A 13,645-nucleotide genomic window follows, 5' to 3' on the forward strand; every position below is an offset into this window, starting at 1 on the left:
GTGGATGCGATCGGCGATGCCCGTCACTCCATTCTGATGACATTCCTTATTCCACTGCTCGGTGTCTTGCGCCATATGTCGGCAGCGTCCTCCAGGGTGACGTCCTCGGTATCTCCCTGGAGAACGCCGCTGCCGAGCAAGGATATGAGTTCCCTTGTCGCAGCGCTCCGATTCTTCAGATTGTTCAGTGTCATAAGGCCTCGGATTTGAACGCCGGATGTTCGAATTGCGGTCGCAGGCAGCGTGATTTCCGGTTCATGCGCTGCGGAACCGATTTCGTACAGGATCGTCTGTCGCAGGTTTGCAGGCGATGTTGGTATCAGGCTGCGTAGTATCGCAGTGGTTGCGGATCCCCAAAGATAGTCGATGATGCTCACGTTTCCCGACAGCTCCGATTGGGCAAGGCCAGACTGAATCGAATTCGTGTTGATTGATTGCGTCGCTCCAAGCCTTCTCAAGGCGGTCAGACGTTCCTCGCTTCGCCCTGTGGCGATTATGTTCCTGATTCCCAGATGTCTCGCTACCTGCACGGCCAGCTTGCCCGCAAATCCCGTCGCGCCATTGATGATGACCGTGTCGCTTGGACTCAGCGGCTGGTCGTATTTCAGTGGGAGCAGGCTGGTCTGTGCCGAGGAGAGCGAAGCGACCATGGAACTCAGTCGCTGCGTCTCTTCGAGATCCATGATGCTGTCTTCCTTGGCGACCGTGTACTCGGCCATTGCCCCGTTTCCCGGCCTCATTGACATGCCAGGAAGATACACCAGATGCTGGTTGTCGACCCTTCTTCCGATTGCGCTCGCCCCTGGTATGCTTGGGAAGCTTTGGTGCCAGAAGCTGCTTGAATAATGGGTTCCTGCCGCGACGGCCCTGTCGAGATTCTCGATCGGGACGGCAAGGACCTTGACGAGAACGCTGTATGTGCGATCCACGCTCGGTATCGGGAAGTCTTCGCTTATCGTAGGTGGTTCTGTGAAACTTCTGATGATGAGGGCTTTCATGGTCTCTCCATTTCATTGTCTGCGTGTGTTTCGAATTCGTTGATAAGGGGTGCCGAACGCCGTTCGCTGCTGCACCTCAGAATATTCATTACCGGTAATATATATAATATGGCCCGAGATGGCGGGTGTCAAATAAACATTACTGGTAATATATTATTGGCGTGAGGACATCTGTCTCGCGAACGAGTCGACTTCGACGGATGGCTTCAGGGGAGAGACATGAACATTGAGCAATATCAGGAGCTTGCGGCATTGCTGGAGACGCTTGGGCAGAGTCGGGCGGATTCGATGTATCATGACTGGATTTCAGCGCATGTTCCCACGGAGATCGCCCCGCTGGTCACTGAACTCACGCATAACGATTTCCGAATAATCGATTCGCTTGGCAATGCTGAGATGACCATCGGCGATGTGGCAAAAGAACTCGGTTTTTCGCAGGGGGGTGTATCGAGACGAGTGAATTTCATGAGCGACAAGGGTCTTGTTGAGAAATATCATCGAGGAAAAAACAGGAAGAATGTGTATCTTCGTCTTACCGAGGTAGGCGATCTGCTGCGCAGCTTTCACCGGGATCTGCATGACCACATTCGCACAACGACGCTGGAGCGTACAGGGAGCTTCAGCAATGTCGAGGTCGAGACGGCGATTGCTTTCCTGAAGGCCCTGCTATGAGCGAGTGCGATGAGATGCACTGGCGCGGCGGTCCACGATTCGGTCGATACGATGGAGCTTCGATGGCGCATTCGCCATCGAAGGAATAATGGGAGCGACGAGAGACGTCTGGTAACAGGGCTTCCGCCAGATTGTCTGATTCGCTCAAAGGCGTTGCCTTTGCCATGTCCGGCATGTTCAAGGGTGAGCGAAGGCAGGCGCCTTGGAATCAGCTTGCGCCCAACGCGACTCCTATGGCGAGAACGATCAGACCTCCAAGGGTTACTACAAGAAGCGAGTTCTTCATCGGAACGTGCAGGAACTTGTTTCTCACCCAGGCGATTACCACCAGTTCGATTGCAACGACTATGAATGCGACCAGCAATGACAGGTGCAGGTTGGGAATCAGGAAGGGCAGCGTATGGAAAGTCCCTCCGATCGTAGTCGCCGCACCGGTTATGGCGCCGCGAACGATCGACGAACCTCTGCCGGTCTTCTCGCCGTTGTCCGATAGGGCTTCCGACCATCCCATGCTGACTCCCGCTCCGAGTGCGGTCGCCATGCCTACTATGAATGCTGCGTGCGGCCCGGAGAAGATCGCCGATGCGAAAACTGGGGCAAGCGTGCTGACGGTGCCATCGATCAGACCTACGAGGCCCGGCTGAACGTATTTCAGTACGAATGAGCCGTCACTATGATCGTATGAAAAAAATCTCTTGGCGAAATTGGCGGCGGACGAGCCCGTCGGCGATTGTGCGGCTGTCGTGTTCGAATCGGCCAGATCCGAACAAGCCATGTCAGAATCGAGAATATCTGAATGAGTCATATCAAAACCTCCGCTCGTTATTTTAATTCATTTCTAATAAAATGCAAATTAAGAGAACAATTCCTTTGAAATAGTGGCGAAAGGCGTCTAACATGGGCTTCATGCAGGCATCGACAGAGCAACGCACCGTTCAGGCGAATCTTGATGAGGTCCTTCACGAGAAGGGTCTTCGAATCACGCCACAGCGCAAGCTTATTTTCCGGATCATCACGGCGACGGCGCAGCACGTCAGCGCCCAGCAGATACAGCAGGAGCTTGAGGACGTGTTTCCGGGGATTTCACTGCCGACCGTGTATTCGACATTGGAGCTGTTCACACAGTTGGGTGTCATACACAAGATGGCGATCAACGACGGTGAGATGCTCTATGACACGGGTTGGAGCCATCCGCATGCACATATGAAATGCAACAGGTGCGGTCGCATATTCGATCTGGACATTCCGCCAGTGACGCAACAAGACATACGGTCCGCGGCATCGGAGGGTTTCAGCGTGGATTCAGGAGACCTGCTGCTGCACGGGCTGTGCAGGGAATGCTCCTCGAAGGCAGATGCCAAAGTAGAAGACTGAGCCAGAGCTCAAAGGGAATCGGTCAGCGATCCGGTAAACGCTGTGAAGTCGTTGGCTGCTCCGGAAGTCAGATTGGCGACGATGCCCACAACCACGATGACCGAGAGCAGGCTTGCGATGGCGACAAGGATGGCCGATACCATACGCATGACGTTGCCGGAGCCCCGGGCAAAAACGCGAAAGACGATTGCAACGATCCAGGAGACGGCCAAAAGGCCAAGCAGCGCCGTGATGGTCAGTGATGCCAGACTTGCATAGGTGTCGCCTATCAATGTCCAGAACCATTGCCCGATATTCGCAAACACGGTATCCATATCATTTACCCCCACATGCACGTATGCACTGTTGCATCAATGCCTCCATTGTGCAACGCTTCCATGAGTGTTGGCTTATGACGACGTGCGAAATATGTAATGGGAACCGCGTACGCGATCAGACAGACATGACCTGCGCTGCATGGAGCGCAAGGAATGGAATGCAAGGAATGGAATGCAGAGTGCGGTCACAGGCCATTGGTTGGCCATTGGTTGGCCATTGGTTGGCCGATTCGGAACGGGCATTCGCGACGCGCGTCGATGCTTGTCTGTGCTGCTTGTCTGTGCTGCTTGTCTGTGCTGCTTGTCTGTGCTGCCTGTCTGTGCTGCCTGTCTGTGCTGCCTGTCTGTGATGACCGCCGGCCATGGTGCCGCACTCATGCACCATTATCTCCACCACGACAGGTCCTTGGCAGGAAGGCGGACCGACTGATGTCCCTCGGCGGTCGCTTTGCCGATCGATATGATCATGACGGGAACGTAGCGCTCGGCATCAAGGCCAAACGCGGCTGCGACCCGATCCTCTTCGAAACCTCCCATTGGGTTCGTATCGTAACCATGCGATCTTGCGACAAGCATGAATTGCATCGCAAACAGACTGGAGTCTATCTTCACGACATCGTTCATCTTGCTTCTGCTGAACCTCTTGTATGTCGGAACTATCGCAGAGAGCTTTGCCTTGGACATGAGCTTGGGCATGATTCCGCCGTTCGCGGCCTTGCCGTATATCTCCTCGGCGCGCTCATAGCAGAGCATGTCGCCGAATACGACGATCATGGCGGACGACGTTCTGTTCTGCCTCTTGTTGAAACGTATGAGTGGATTCAGCGTCGCCTTTCCCTCCTCGCTTTCTACGATAAGGAATCTCCAAGGCTGCATGTTTACCGATGAAGGCGCCTTTGCCGCCTCGTCGAGCATGGCGAGCATCTCCTCGCGCGGTATCTTTACCTGGGGATCATATGCCCGTATGGAACGTCGACCTTCGAGTATTTCAGTGAAGTCGTTAGTCGCTAATTCTGTCATCGAGATGCTTCCTTGTCGCTGTGGTGGTCGATGTGTCGGATCGTCATGTGTTGGATCCTCATGTGTCGGCACGTCATGTGTCAACACTGTATTGGACTCGAGCCCGAGGGAACAACGCTTTTCCGCAGGCTTAACATATGCCGGCGCGAACTGTGGGAGCGGCAGGCCTTGCACGAGAGAGTCGAGCGGTGAGAGGGACGATTGGGGGGAGGCGTGTCAAAGTACGATGCGAATTGCCCGCAGATTTACAATTGCTTTACACTTTTCGTAGATGACGATTACATTGAATCCGAGGAAACATGGCAGCTGACAAGGGAGTGACCGTATACGACGTTGCCAAAGATGCCGACGTGTCCATAGCCACGGTCTCCTTCACCATTCATCATCCTGAGAAGGTCCGTGAAAAAACACGTCAACGCGTTGAACGCTCCATCAAGACGCTGGGATACGTTCCCAGCGCAAGCGCACGCGGTCTTGCAAAGGGTAAGACCGGGGCATTGGGGCTGTATTCGTTCGATTTCATCATTGAAAGGGCCGAAGGCTCGGAATCGACTGCGGCTCAGCAGGACGAGGTTCAAGATCGTGAAGACTGTGAACTCGATGAGCGCGCATACCCCCTGTATGTCGATGAGATTCAGCGAGGCTTCGAGCTCGAGAGCTGGCATCAAGGCAAGACTCTGCTGCTGGGGTCGTCGACGATGAGTGGCGAGGAATCGGTGACCTCGATTGCTGGCCGAGTTGATGGCCTGGCACTGTTTCCTCGGGATTTCAATGATTCCATGATGTTGAGAAGACTTAGCAAGAGGATGCCGATTGTGGTGTACAGCCGTGGCCTTCAGTCGCAGCCGGTGGCTTCCATCATGTCGGACAACGCCTCGGGCATGCGCCTGATAATCGACCATCTTGTGAATGCTCACGGACTTCGAAGACTGGCATTCGTGGGCAGATTGGATTCAGACGATCTGACTACGCGTTTTCATGAGTATCTGGCGTACCAACAAAAAATCGGACTTATCGGTGCCGAAGAGCAGGGGCGTCTCATTGAGGCCACTCCCAATGAGATGGATGCGTTCGTCTCTTCGGTGACGACGGAGGCTCTGCCTGACGCCTTCGTCTGTGGCACGGATCAGCTTGCATTGAGCGTGCTCTCGAAACTGCGTGGGTTGGGCATTCGCGTTCCAGATGATGTTGCCGTAACAGGATTCGATGGCATTCTGGCAGGACGCCTTGCCTCGCCGCAATTGACGACCGTGCGTCAGTCCATGGAGGAGATGGGCAGACTTGGGGTGAAATTGCTGCTCCGCAATGATGGAAGGCCGCTGCAATCGCCGGAATTGCACATTCTCCCGGTGAAACTGATGTTGAGACAGAGTTGTGGCTGTGGCCTGAACGGGGGAGAGCGATCCTCGACCGTGGCCTGATCCCTGTCTTGCGGCCGGCACCGTGGCTGTTCCGGGCCATATACCGTGTGCCGTGCCGCATTTGCGCTGCATAGGTCTCCCGAAGGCATGATTCGATTCTTGCTGCGCGCTGTCTCGACACCATATCCTGCGATTGCCGCAAGACCTGCAATAGTGCTTGCAGGGGGGGTAGGCGAAGGATCTCGATCGCCTGTAGCTGCAAAGTCCGATAGCATTCGCCGACTTGACAACCGGAGCTATCCGATTTATTCTTTTTATGAAATCTAAGCGCATAGATTTCTAACTGTTCAAGGAGGAACACTATGAAAACCCATCTCATGATGAGAAAGTCGGTGGCGCTCGTTATCGCGTCCGCGACTTTGCTGGCAATAGCCGGTTGTGGAAGAACGACCGAGTCTGGCGGAACCGAGGGTGGCGCATCTTCGACGATTGACAGCAAGCCTGCCACAGGAACGGTGACGATATGGGCCATGGGGAACGAGGGGGACAAGCTCTCGAGTTTCGTGAGCGGCTTTGAAAAGGAAAACCCTGACGTTACCGTCAAGGTCACCGCAATACCTTGGTCTTCCGCACACGACAAGCTGCAGACTGCGATTGCAGCCGGCAACGCCCCTGACGTCGCTCAGATGGGCACTACATGGATGGCCGATTTCGCTGGGTCGTTCTCGGAGGTTCCCAGCAACCTCGGTCTGAGCGATTTCTCCGATGGTCCGCTCAAGGCAGGGCAGGTCAAGGGGAAGCAGCTTGGAGTCCCATGGTATGTTGACACACACGTGCTCTTCTATCGCAAGGACATTGCCGAGAAGGCAGGTTGGAACAGGGCTCCCAAGACATGGACCGAATTGAAGAGCATGGCCGCGGCAATGCAGAAGGTCGAAGGAGTCGATTACGGCTTCTACATAGCGCCATCAGGAACAGACTGCTTCCTGGGCAACCTCGATTCCGTGTATTCGTCGGGTGGAATACTGCTCAAGGACGGAAAGTGGAACTTTGACAGCGCTCAGGTAAAGAAGGGATTCGAACTTACCACATCGCTGTTCAAGGATGGAATCGCCGATGCGAACGCCGATGTCAGTTCCGGAGCTTCGATCGCGAACTTTGCCTCGGGCAAGACGGCGATGATGATTGCCGGTCCCACGACGATAAGCCAGCTGAGCGATCTTGACAAGAACATCGCATCAAAGTACGCGACGGCCGTTCTTCCGACCGCCAAGACCTCGACGGCCTTCGTCGGTGGTGCGGACTTCGTTGTATTCAAGGATTCAAAGAACAAGCAGGCGGCATGGAAGTTCGTGAAGTGGGCCAGCCAGCCGAAGATACAGGCGCAGTGGTATCAGCTGACCTCCGATCTGCCTGCGAGCAGTTCCGCATGGAAGGAATCTGCTCTCAGCGGTGACGACAAGCTTTCAGCATTCGGCGAGCAACTGAAAAGCACGATGGCACCGCCCGCGGTCACGACCTGGGCGCAGGTGACCGGCGCTGCCGATCAGATCGTCGAACAGATGAACAAGGGAACGCTCAGCGTCAGTCAAGGCATGGAGCAGTTGCAGAAGCAGGCCGAATCGATTGGCACTGGAGAATAGTCGATGAAAAACATCAATGAGAATGCATCACAGGGGTATAGACAGGTACGCAGGAGAAGAACCTTGATAGCGTGGGGATTCTCATTGCCGTTCGTACTCGTTTTTTCCGTGTTCATGCTGATTCCGCTCATCACATCCATATCGATGTCGTTCACCGATATCACGGGCAGCGACCTGCGAACGCCCTTCAATGTGAACTTCGTCGGTCTGCAGCAATATGTGGCGCTGTTCAGCGACCCGCAGTTCGTCCACTCGCTTACCGTGACGGCGATATTCGTGGTGGTCGGTCTGCCACTGACCATGGCCTTGGCGCTGATGTCCGCAGTCGCTCTGAACAAGGGGTCACAGCATCTGAACTCCTTGTTCAGAGCCCTGCTCTATGCGCCGGTCGTGGCCAGTATCGTTGCGATATCGGTGGTCTGGCGTTATATCCTCCAGAAAAATGGCTTGCTCAATGAGCTGTTGGGGGTGTTCGGCGTTCAAGTCGATTGGCTGCACAGCACGAGCACGGCGCTGCCATCGCTGATTGTAATGACCACCTGGCGTAACATGGGCACGCTGATGATCATCTTCCTGGCAGGGCTTCAGACGATACCGGAAGAATTGGAAGAGGCTGCCGCCATCGATGGAGCCAGCAGATGGAGAACCTTCCGCAGCATCGTTCTGCCACTGCTCAAGCCGACTCTGCTGCTCGGTGCAGTGCTGCTCAGCGTGGCGTATCTGCAATTCTTTGAGGAATCATTCGTCATGACGCAAGGCGGACCTCTGAATTCAACCATGTCGGTCGCCTATTACATATACCAGAAGTTTGGCTACGGCCAATACGGCATCGCTTCGGCGGCAAGCTGGGTGCTCTTCATCATCATCGCGCTGATAAGCGTGCTGCAATTCAAGATTCTCAAGACGGATGAGTAGGTGCAGAACATGATTGCTCAAAACACGAAAGCCAGCAAGTCAAACGCAAGGGGCCTTTGGAGAAGATTCATCAAGGCGCGGGGCATCACCTACATAGTGATTGCTTTGATCGCAGCAATTTGGGTGTTCCCATTTTTCTGGATGCTGATGGGATCGTTGAAGGACCAATCCGAGATTCTTGCAATTCCGCCTACGGTCTTTCCCAAGCATGTCATTTTCAGCAATTTCACCAAATGGTTCTATGAGTTGCATTTCGGCAATTATTTCATGAATTCGCTGATCGTGGCGATCTTCACGGTGCTGGGAAACATGGTGTTCTGCTCCATGGTCGGCTACGCTCTGGCAAAGATCGATTTCGCAGGGAAGAAGATACTGTTCGGCGCCGTCATGGTTACGCTCATGGTTCCGACAGTCGCAACCTTTGTGCCGATGTTCGTCATCATCTCGAACCTGAGACTGGTGAATACCTATTTTGCGCTGATACTTCCGTTCCTGACTCAGCCGATAGGCGTATTCCTCATGCGACAGTTCATATCGGGAATTCCTGACGCGCTGATGGAAGCGGCAAGGGTGGATGGCGCAGGTGAGATCAGGATATTCTGGAAAATCATTCTTCCGCAATGCGGGCCGCCTCTGGCAACGCTGAGCATTCTGACGTTCCTGAGTTCATGGAACAACTTCCTGTGGCCTCTCGTCGCATCCCAGACCGACAACATGTATACGCTGCCCGTTGCCCTGTCTCTCTATTCCACCGGTCAGAATGCAACGAACTACAGCCTTCTGCTTGCCGGAGCGGTGCTCGTCATCGCGCCGATCCTGCTGCTGTTCGTATTCCTGCAGCGGTACTTCATCCAAGGTGTTGCGATGACGGGAATCAAATAGGCGTCAATCCACGGGTCACAACACCACCATCCATACAACAAGAACATTCAAGGAGCAACAGTGTCAACTGCATCCATATCCTTCCCGCAGGACTTTCTTTGGGGAGCGGCAACCGCCGCCCACCAGATCGAGGGAAACAACGTAAACAGCGACTGGTGGGTCCGAGAGCATTCGCCTCACAACGGTCTCAAGGAACCTTCGGGCGATGCATGCGACAGCTATACTCGTTTCGCCGAAGACATCGCCATATTGGCGAAGTCCGGATTGAAAGTGTATCGCTTCTCCATTGAATGGGCTCGGATCGAACCTGAAGAGGACTTCTGGTCTCGGGCGCAGCTCCTCCATTACCGTGCAATGATCGACGAGTGCCTCAGACAAGGCATCGAGCCGATGGTGACGCTCAACCATCTCACTCTGCCGAGGTGGTTCGCTGCCAAGGGCGGGTGGCGCAGCCCAGAATCGACGAAGTATTTTTCGCGGTATGTGTCCAAGGTTCTGCCAATTCTGCACGGCATCCATTGGGTATGCACGATCAACGAGCCCAATATGGTCTCGCTGACCCACGGAGGGGCGGAAGGGTCGAACATGACCGCATCAGCCCTGCCCCAACCCGACCCCGTCATTTCCGAGGCGCTGATTCGCGCCCATCGGGCTGCGCGTGAACTGCTCTCCTCGATTGACGGCCTCAAATCAGGATGGTCCATTGCCGCCCAGGCATTCCACGCAATGCCTGGGTGCGAGCGAGAGATGCTGGAATACCAGTATCCTCGTGAGGACCTGTTCTGGCAGGCATCTCAGGGAGACGACTACATAGGCGTTCAGGCATACTTGAGAACCTACATCGGCAAGGATGGCCCGCTTCCGGTTGCCGATGGCGTCGAGAAGACGCTCACAGGATGGGAATACTTCCCTGAGGCATTGGGAATAGCCGTGCGCCACGGTTGGGAGGTTTCAGGGCACACCCCGCTCTTCGTCACGGAGAACGGCATCGCCACCGATGACGACTCCAGGCGCATCGATTACACAACGGAAGCGTTGAAAGGTCTCCGAGAGGCTATGAGGGACGGAATCTCCGTGCTTGGCTATCTTCACTGGTCTCTGCTCGACAATTATGAATGGGGCTCGTACAGTCCGACATTCGGACTGGTGGCAGTCGACCCAATGACGTTTGCACGCCAGCCCAAGCCGTCGCTTTCGTGGCTTGGCGCGATAGCGAAGTCCGGAAGAGTGGAAATTTAAGCATCGTCGCGATTCTGATTCCATATGTGCGCTCAATGGTGTCTCGCATATGGAATCCCATATCGTCGTGGAAAGGTAAACATGCAGAAGTTGCAGGCCGTGCTGTTCGATCTTGATGGAGTGCTTGTCCCAACCACCATCTTGCACATGGAGGCATGGAAGGAACTCTTCGATTCATTCCTGCCAGATGACGTCACAGCATATACGGATGAGGATTATTATCGATACGTTGATGGCAAGCCAAGGAATGCCGGTGTGCGTGCGGTCTTGGAAAGCCGAGGCATCTCCCTTGACGGTGGCGGCGAAAGCGATGCCATGGATTCCTTGACCATCAACGGTCTGGGCACGCGAAAGAACGGCATCTTCGAACGATTGCTTTCCGTGCATGGCATTGAACCCTATGAAGACACCGTCGATGTGCTGCGGCATTACATTGCGCAAGGTGCCAGGCTTGCAGTGGTTTCAAGCTCCAAGAATGCCCGTTCCGTTCTCGCCCAGGCAGGAATCATCCGCTATTTCGACGAGATCGTCGATGGAAGCGTTCGTGAGGAGAAGGGTCTTCGCGGTAAGCCCGCACCGGACACATTCCTGTACGCCGCTCAGCTGCTGGGTGCCGACATCAATGAAACCGCAGTCTTTGAGGATGCCGTGTCAGGGGTCAAGGCTGCAAGGGCTGGGAACTTCGGTCTGGTGGTGGGAGTTGATCGTGGCGCGGGGAGGCGGGCCTTGATGAGCTCAGGAGCTGACGTCACCGTTTCCAACCTCATTGAAATATTTGACGGTGCGGCACGTGATGGGATGGATTCGTCGGAGACCGAGACGGACCCACTTTCGCAAGATCGCTATCCTCTCAATGATTGGAGCTTCACAGAGAAATCAAGACCGAACGACGACAGTGCAACGCTGTTTTCGGTTTCCAACGGCACGATTGGCGTGCGTGCGGTCGGTGCAGGCGCACGCTCCCTGGGTAACGGAACGTTCCTCAGTGGTTTTCACGATACATCCTGGATTCAATATCCCGAGAATGCCTATGGCCTGGCACGCGTGGATCAGTCGGTCCAGGGGGTTCCTGACGCGTCCGATTTCCATCTGTGCCTGAACGCGCGCCCCATCGAACAATACCTCGTCGACTCACGGCAGACCATTGATTTTCGCACTGGAATATCAACGTGCGTCCAACGGTATTCACCAGGGTATGGGCAGAAGCTGGAGGTTGAGATCAAGCGGGCCGCATGCCTGTTCGAGCCCAATCTTGCAGTGATATCAATGAAGGTCAGAGACGAGGGCCTTTCAGGATCGACCTTGGAGATCGATGGCCATCTCAATGTTCAGGCATTGCACGCAGACATGGACTCCGACGATCCCCGAAAGGCTCGTGGATCGGAGCAAGTGCTCGAGAGGATCTCGAGAAAGGAAGCCAAGGCGAGACGCACGAATGCCACGGGCATGAAATCTGCTCGATCTTCGCTTGCGGATTCCGACATCGTAGACGTGTATCGTACGCAGCACTCGCGTCTGATGGTCGCCGTCGGCCTGCGACAGTTCGTCAATGGGACTCGAACAAATTCGACACGCTGGAAGTTCTATCTCGATGGCACGGCCGAGATTGAGGTTCTCAGATATGCCGCCTACCATAATTGCAGGATTGAGCCGATCGGTGTGACCGACGGGCTTGAGGCGCATACAAGAACCAGTCAGGATGAGGACAGGCTCGTGACCGCATGTCGCAAGACCCTGGACCGATATGGATCGGCGGACGACTCCCGGGTGCTGCGTAAGCAGCGTGCATGGCTCACGCGATTCTGGAAGCGATCGGACATCCAGATCGTAACGAAACGCGGCGATCATTCACGCATGCGGCAGGCGTTGCGCTGGGAACTCTTCCAGCTTGCACAGGCAAGTGCCTCCATTCCCAATGGGATTTCCGCGAAGGGGCTCAGTGGCACCGGATACAGCGGCCATTACTTCTGGGACACGGAAATCTACATTCTCCCCTTCATTCTCTTCTCGGATCCCGCCAAGGCAAGGCGAATCCTGGACTATCGCTTCAGCATGCTTCCGGCGGCGCGCAGAAGGGCAGCCGCGCTCAATCTTGATGGTGCCCTGTTCCCTTGGAGAACCATCGATGGCGAGGAATCCTCGTCGTATTACCCGGCGGGAACGGCCCAATACCATATCAATGCGGATATCGCGTTCGCGGTCGAGCGCTATGTCTCCCTGACCGAAGACGAGGACTTCCTGGCAGAGGAGGGGGCTGACATCCTTGTCGAAACCTCACGAATGTGGGCAAGCATCGGGTTCATTGGAGAAGATGGGAAATATCATATTCATCGAGTCACGGGACCGGATGAATACTCTGCGCTTGTCGATGATAACTTCTATACGAATGCGATGGCTCGGTTCAACCTTCGCACAGCGTGCAGGCGGCTCCTGTCGCTTGCGGAGAAGAATCCCGATGCGTTTGCCGAGATACGGAATCGCCTGCATCTTGAATATTCCGAATTGCAGACCTGGCAGCTGTATGCGGATCGGATGTATCTTCCCTTCGACTCGAATCTGGGGATTCATCCGCAGGCGACCGACTTCTTGCGCAAGGAGCATTGGGACACCACGCATTTCAGGGCAAGGCCCCTCTTGATGCACTATCATCCTCTTGAAATCTACAAGAAGCAGATAATCAAGCAGCCAGATGTCGTGATGGCTTTGTATCTGCTGAAGGATTCGTTCCCGATGCAGCAGAAAATCGCCGATTTCCGCTACTATGACGCGATAACCGCAGGTGATTCCACGCTCTCTGCGACCGTGCAGAGTGCGGTGGCAGCCGATATTGGCGATATGGATGCCGCTGTGAGATATCTTAGGCAATCCTTGTTCGTCGATCTGGCCAATACGCATGCCAACACTGCTGACGGCATCCATCTGGCATGCGCTGGGGGGATCTGGAATTCACTGATCGAGGGATTCGCGGGGCTTTCCGTGCGGGGCAACCTACTCGAATTCAGGCCGCACCTCCCAGACGACTGGGAGAGCATGACATTCAGACTTACGGTCCATGCCTGCTTGCTTCAGATCACGATAGATCATGACTCCATCCATGTGAAGACCGTAAAAGGCGACCAAGATTTTCGCGTCGCCGATCTTCGAAGGAATCAGATGGAAGAGGCCCATGAGCAGGGAAGCGAATCAGTCCGGCAGGAGGTTTTCGCACACCGCTGATGCATGTG

At 54.9% G+C, this 13,645-nt stretch carries 12 protein-coding genes; 8 read left to right on the forward strand and 4 right to left on the reverse strand.

Features of this window, described 5'->3' with window-relative positions; genetic code table 11:
• Positions 1 to 23: 23 nt before the first annotated feature.
• Complete coding sequence (locus tag QN062_RS08795) at positions 24 to 998, reverse strand: hypothetical protein (RefSeq protein WP_369341426.1); 975 nt, start codon at positions 996 to 998, stop codon at positions 24 to 26.
• Positions 999 to 1,217: 219 nt separating this feature from the next.
• On the opposite strand from QN062_RS08795, the gene QN062_RS08800 reads away from it, so the two are divergent.
• The gene (locus QN062_RS08800; protein ID WP_369341427.1) at positions 1,218 to 1,670 is read left to right on the forward strand and encodes a MarR family transcriptional regulator; all 453 of its coding nucleotides are present in this window, start codon (positions 1,218 to 1,220) and stop codon (positions 1,668 to 1,670) included.
• A 208-nt stretch (positions 1,671 to 1,878) separates the two neighbouring features.
• On the opposite strand, the gene QN062_RS08805 is transcribed toward QN062_RS08800, so the two are convergent.
• A complete protein-coding gene (locus tag QN062_RS08805; RefSeq protein WP_369341428.1) occupies positions 1,879 to 2,475 on the reverse strand; it encodes a hypothetical protein in 597 nt (198 codons plus the stop codon).
• 92 nt (positions 2,476 to 2,567) lie between these two features.
• On the opposite strand from QN062_RS08805, the gene QN062_RS08810 reads away from it, so the two are divergent.
• Positions 2,568 to 3,044, forward strand: coding sequence for a Fur family transcriptional regulator (locus tag QN062_RS08810; RefSeq protein ID WP_369341429.1), 477 nt, complete (start codon positions 2,568 to 2,570; stop codon positions 3,042 to 3,044).
• A gap of 8 nt (positions 3,045 to 3,052) precedes the next feature.
• Here QN062_RS08810 and QN062_RS08815 read toward each other — a convergent pair whose 3' ends face one another.
• The gene (locus QN062_RS08815; protein WP_369341430.1) at positions 3,053 to 3,358 is read right to left on the reverse strand and encodes a hypothetical protein; all 306 of its coding nucleotides are present in this window, start codon (positions 3,356 to 3,358) and stop codon (positions 3,053 to 3,055) included.
• A gap of 387 nt (positions 3,359 to 3,745) precedes the next feature.
• The gene (locus tag QN062_RS08820; RefSeq protein WP_369341431.1) at positions 3,746 to 4,381 is read right to left on the reverse strand and encodes a nitroreductase family protein; all 636 of its coding nucleotides are present in this window, start codon (positions 4,379 to 4,381) and stop codon (positions 3,746 to 3,748) included.
• 299 nt (positions 4,382 to 4,680) lie between these two features.
• Between QN062_RS08820 and QN062_RS08825 the strand changes: the two genes are divergently transcribed.
• From QN062_RS08825 to QN062_RS08850, 6 genes are all read left to right on the forward strand, one after another.
• Positions 4,681 to 5,802, forward strand: coding sequence for a LacI family DNA-binding transcriptional regulator (locus tag QN062_RS08825; protein ID WP_369341432.1), 1,122 nt, complete (start codon positions 4,681 to 4,683; stop codon positions 5,800 to 5,802).
• A 302-nt stretch (positions 5,803 to 6,104) separates the two neighbouring features.
• Positions 6,105 to 7,385 carry an extracellular solute-binding protein gene (locus tag QN062_RS08830; RefSeq protein WP_369341433.1) on the forward strand — a complete coding sequence of 427 codons (1,281 nt, stop codon included), beginning with the start codon at positions 6,105 to 6,107 and terminating at the stop codon, positions 7,383 to 7,385.
• Between the two features lie 3 nt (positions 7,386 to 7,388).
• Positions 7,389 to 8,300: a carbohydrate ABC transporter permease gene (locus QN062_RS08835; protein WP_369341434.1), complete on the forward strand. Its 912-nt coding sequence runs from the start codon at positions 7,389 to 7,391 to the stop codon at positions 8,298 to 8,300.
• A gap of 9 nt (positions 8,301 to 8,309) precedes the next feature.
• Positions 8,310 to 9,182 carry a carbohydrate ABC transporter permease gene (locus tag QN062_RS08840; protein ID WP_369341435.1) on the forward strand — a complete coding sequence of 291 codons (873 nt, stop codon included), beginning with the start codon at positions 8,310 to 8,312 and terminating at the stop codon, positions 9,180 to 9,182.
• 60 nt (positions 9,183 to 9,242) lie between these two features.
• Positions 9,243 to 10,421, forward strand: coding sequence for a glycoside hydrolase family 1 protein (locus QN062_RS08845; protein WP_369341436.1), 1,179 nt, complete (start codon positions 9,243 to 9,245; stop codon positions 10,419 to 10,421).
• Positions 10,422 to 10,502: 81 nt separating this feature from the next.
• Positions 10,503 to 13,637 carry a beta-phosphoglucomutase family hydrolase gene (locus QN062_RS08850; RefSeq protein WP_369341437.1) on the forward strand — a complete coding sequence of 1,045 codons (3,135 nt, stop codon included), beginning with the start codon at positions 10,503 to 10,505 and terminating at the stop codon, positions 13,635 to 13,637.
• Positions 13,638 to 13,645: the final 8 nt, after the last annotated feature.

This window comes from Bifidobacterium sp. WK012_4_13 (genome assembly GCF_041080835.1).
GTDB classification, from domain to species: Bacteria; Actinomycetota; Actinomycetes; order Actinomycetales; family Bifidobacteriaceae; genus Bombiscardovia; species Bombiscardovia fermentum.

Excerpts from the sequence above, each read along its gene's own strand:
- QN062_RS08800 (WP_369341427.1), top strand. The coding sequence starts at position 1,218 with ATGAACATTGAGCAATATCAGGAGCTTGCGGCATTGCTGGAGACGCTT.
- QN062_RS08805 (WP_369341428.1), bottom strand. The coding sequence starts at position 2,475 with ATGACTCATTCAGATATTCTCGATTCTGACATGGCTTGTTCGGATCTG.
- QN062_RS08810 (WP_369341429.1), top strand. The coding sequence starts at position 2,568 with ATGGGCTTCATGCAGGCATCGACAGAGCAACGCACCGTTCAGGCGAAT.
- QN062_RS08840 (WP_369341435.1), top strand. The coding sequence starts at position 8,310 with ATGATTGCTCAAAACACGAAAGCCAGCAAGTCAAACGCAAGGGGCCTT.
- QN062_RS08830 (WP_369341433.1), top strand. The coding sequence starts at position 6,105 with ATGAAAACCCATCTCATGATGAGAAAGTCGGTGGCGCTCGTTATCGCG.
- QN062_RS08835 (WP_369341434.1), top strand. The coding sequence starts at position 7,389 with ATGAAAAACATCAATGAGAATGCATCACAGGGGTATAGACAGGTACGC.
- QN062_RS08850 (WP_369341437.1), top strand. The coding sequence starts at position 10,503 with ATGCAGAAGTTGCAGGCCGTGCTGTTCGATCTTGATGGAGTGCTTGTC.
- QN062_RS08820 (WP_369341431.1), bottom strand. The coding sequence starts at position 4,381 with ATGACAGAATTAGCGACTAACGACTTCACTGAAATACTCGAAGGTCGA.
- QN062_RS08825 (WP_369341432.1), top strand. The coding sequence starts at position 4,681 with ATGGCAGCTGACAAGGGAGTGACCGTATACGACGTTGCCAAAGATGCC.
- QN062_RS08795 (WP_369341426.1), bottom strand. The coding sequence starts at position 998 with ATGAAAGCCCTCATCATCAGAAGTTTCACAGAACCACCTACGATAAGC.
- QN062_RS08815 (WP_369341430.1), bottom strand. The coding sequence starts at position 3,358 with ATGGATACCGTGTTTGCGAATATCGGGCAATGGTTCTGGACATTGATA.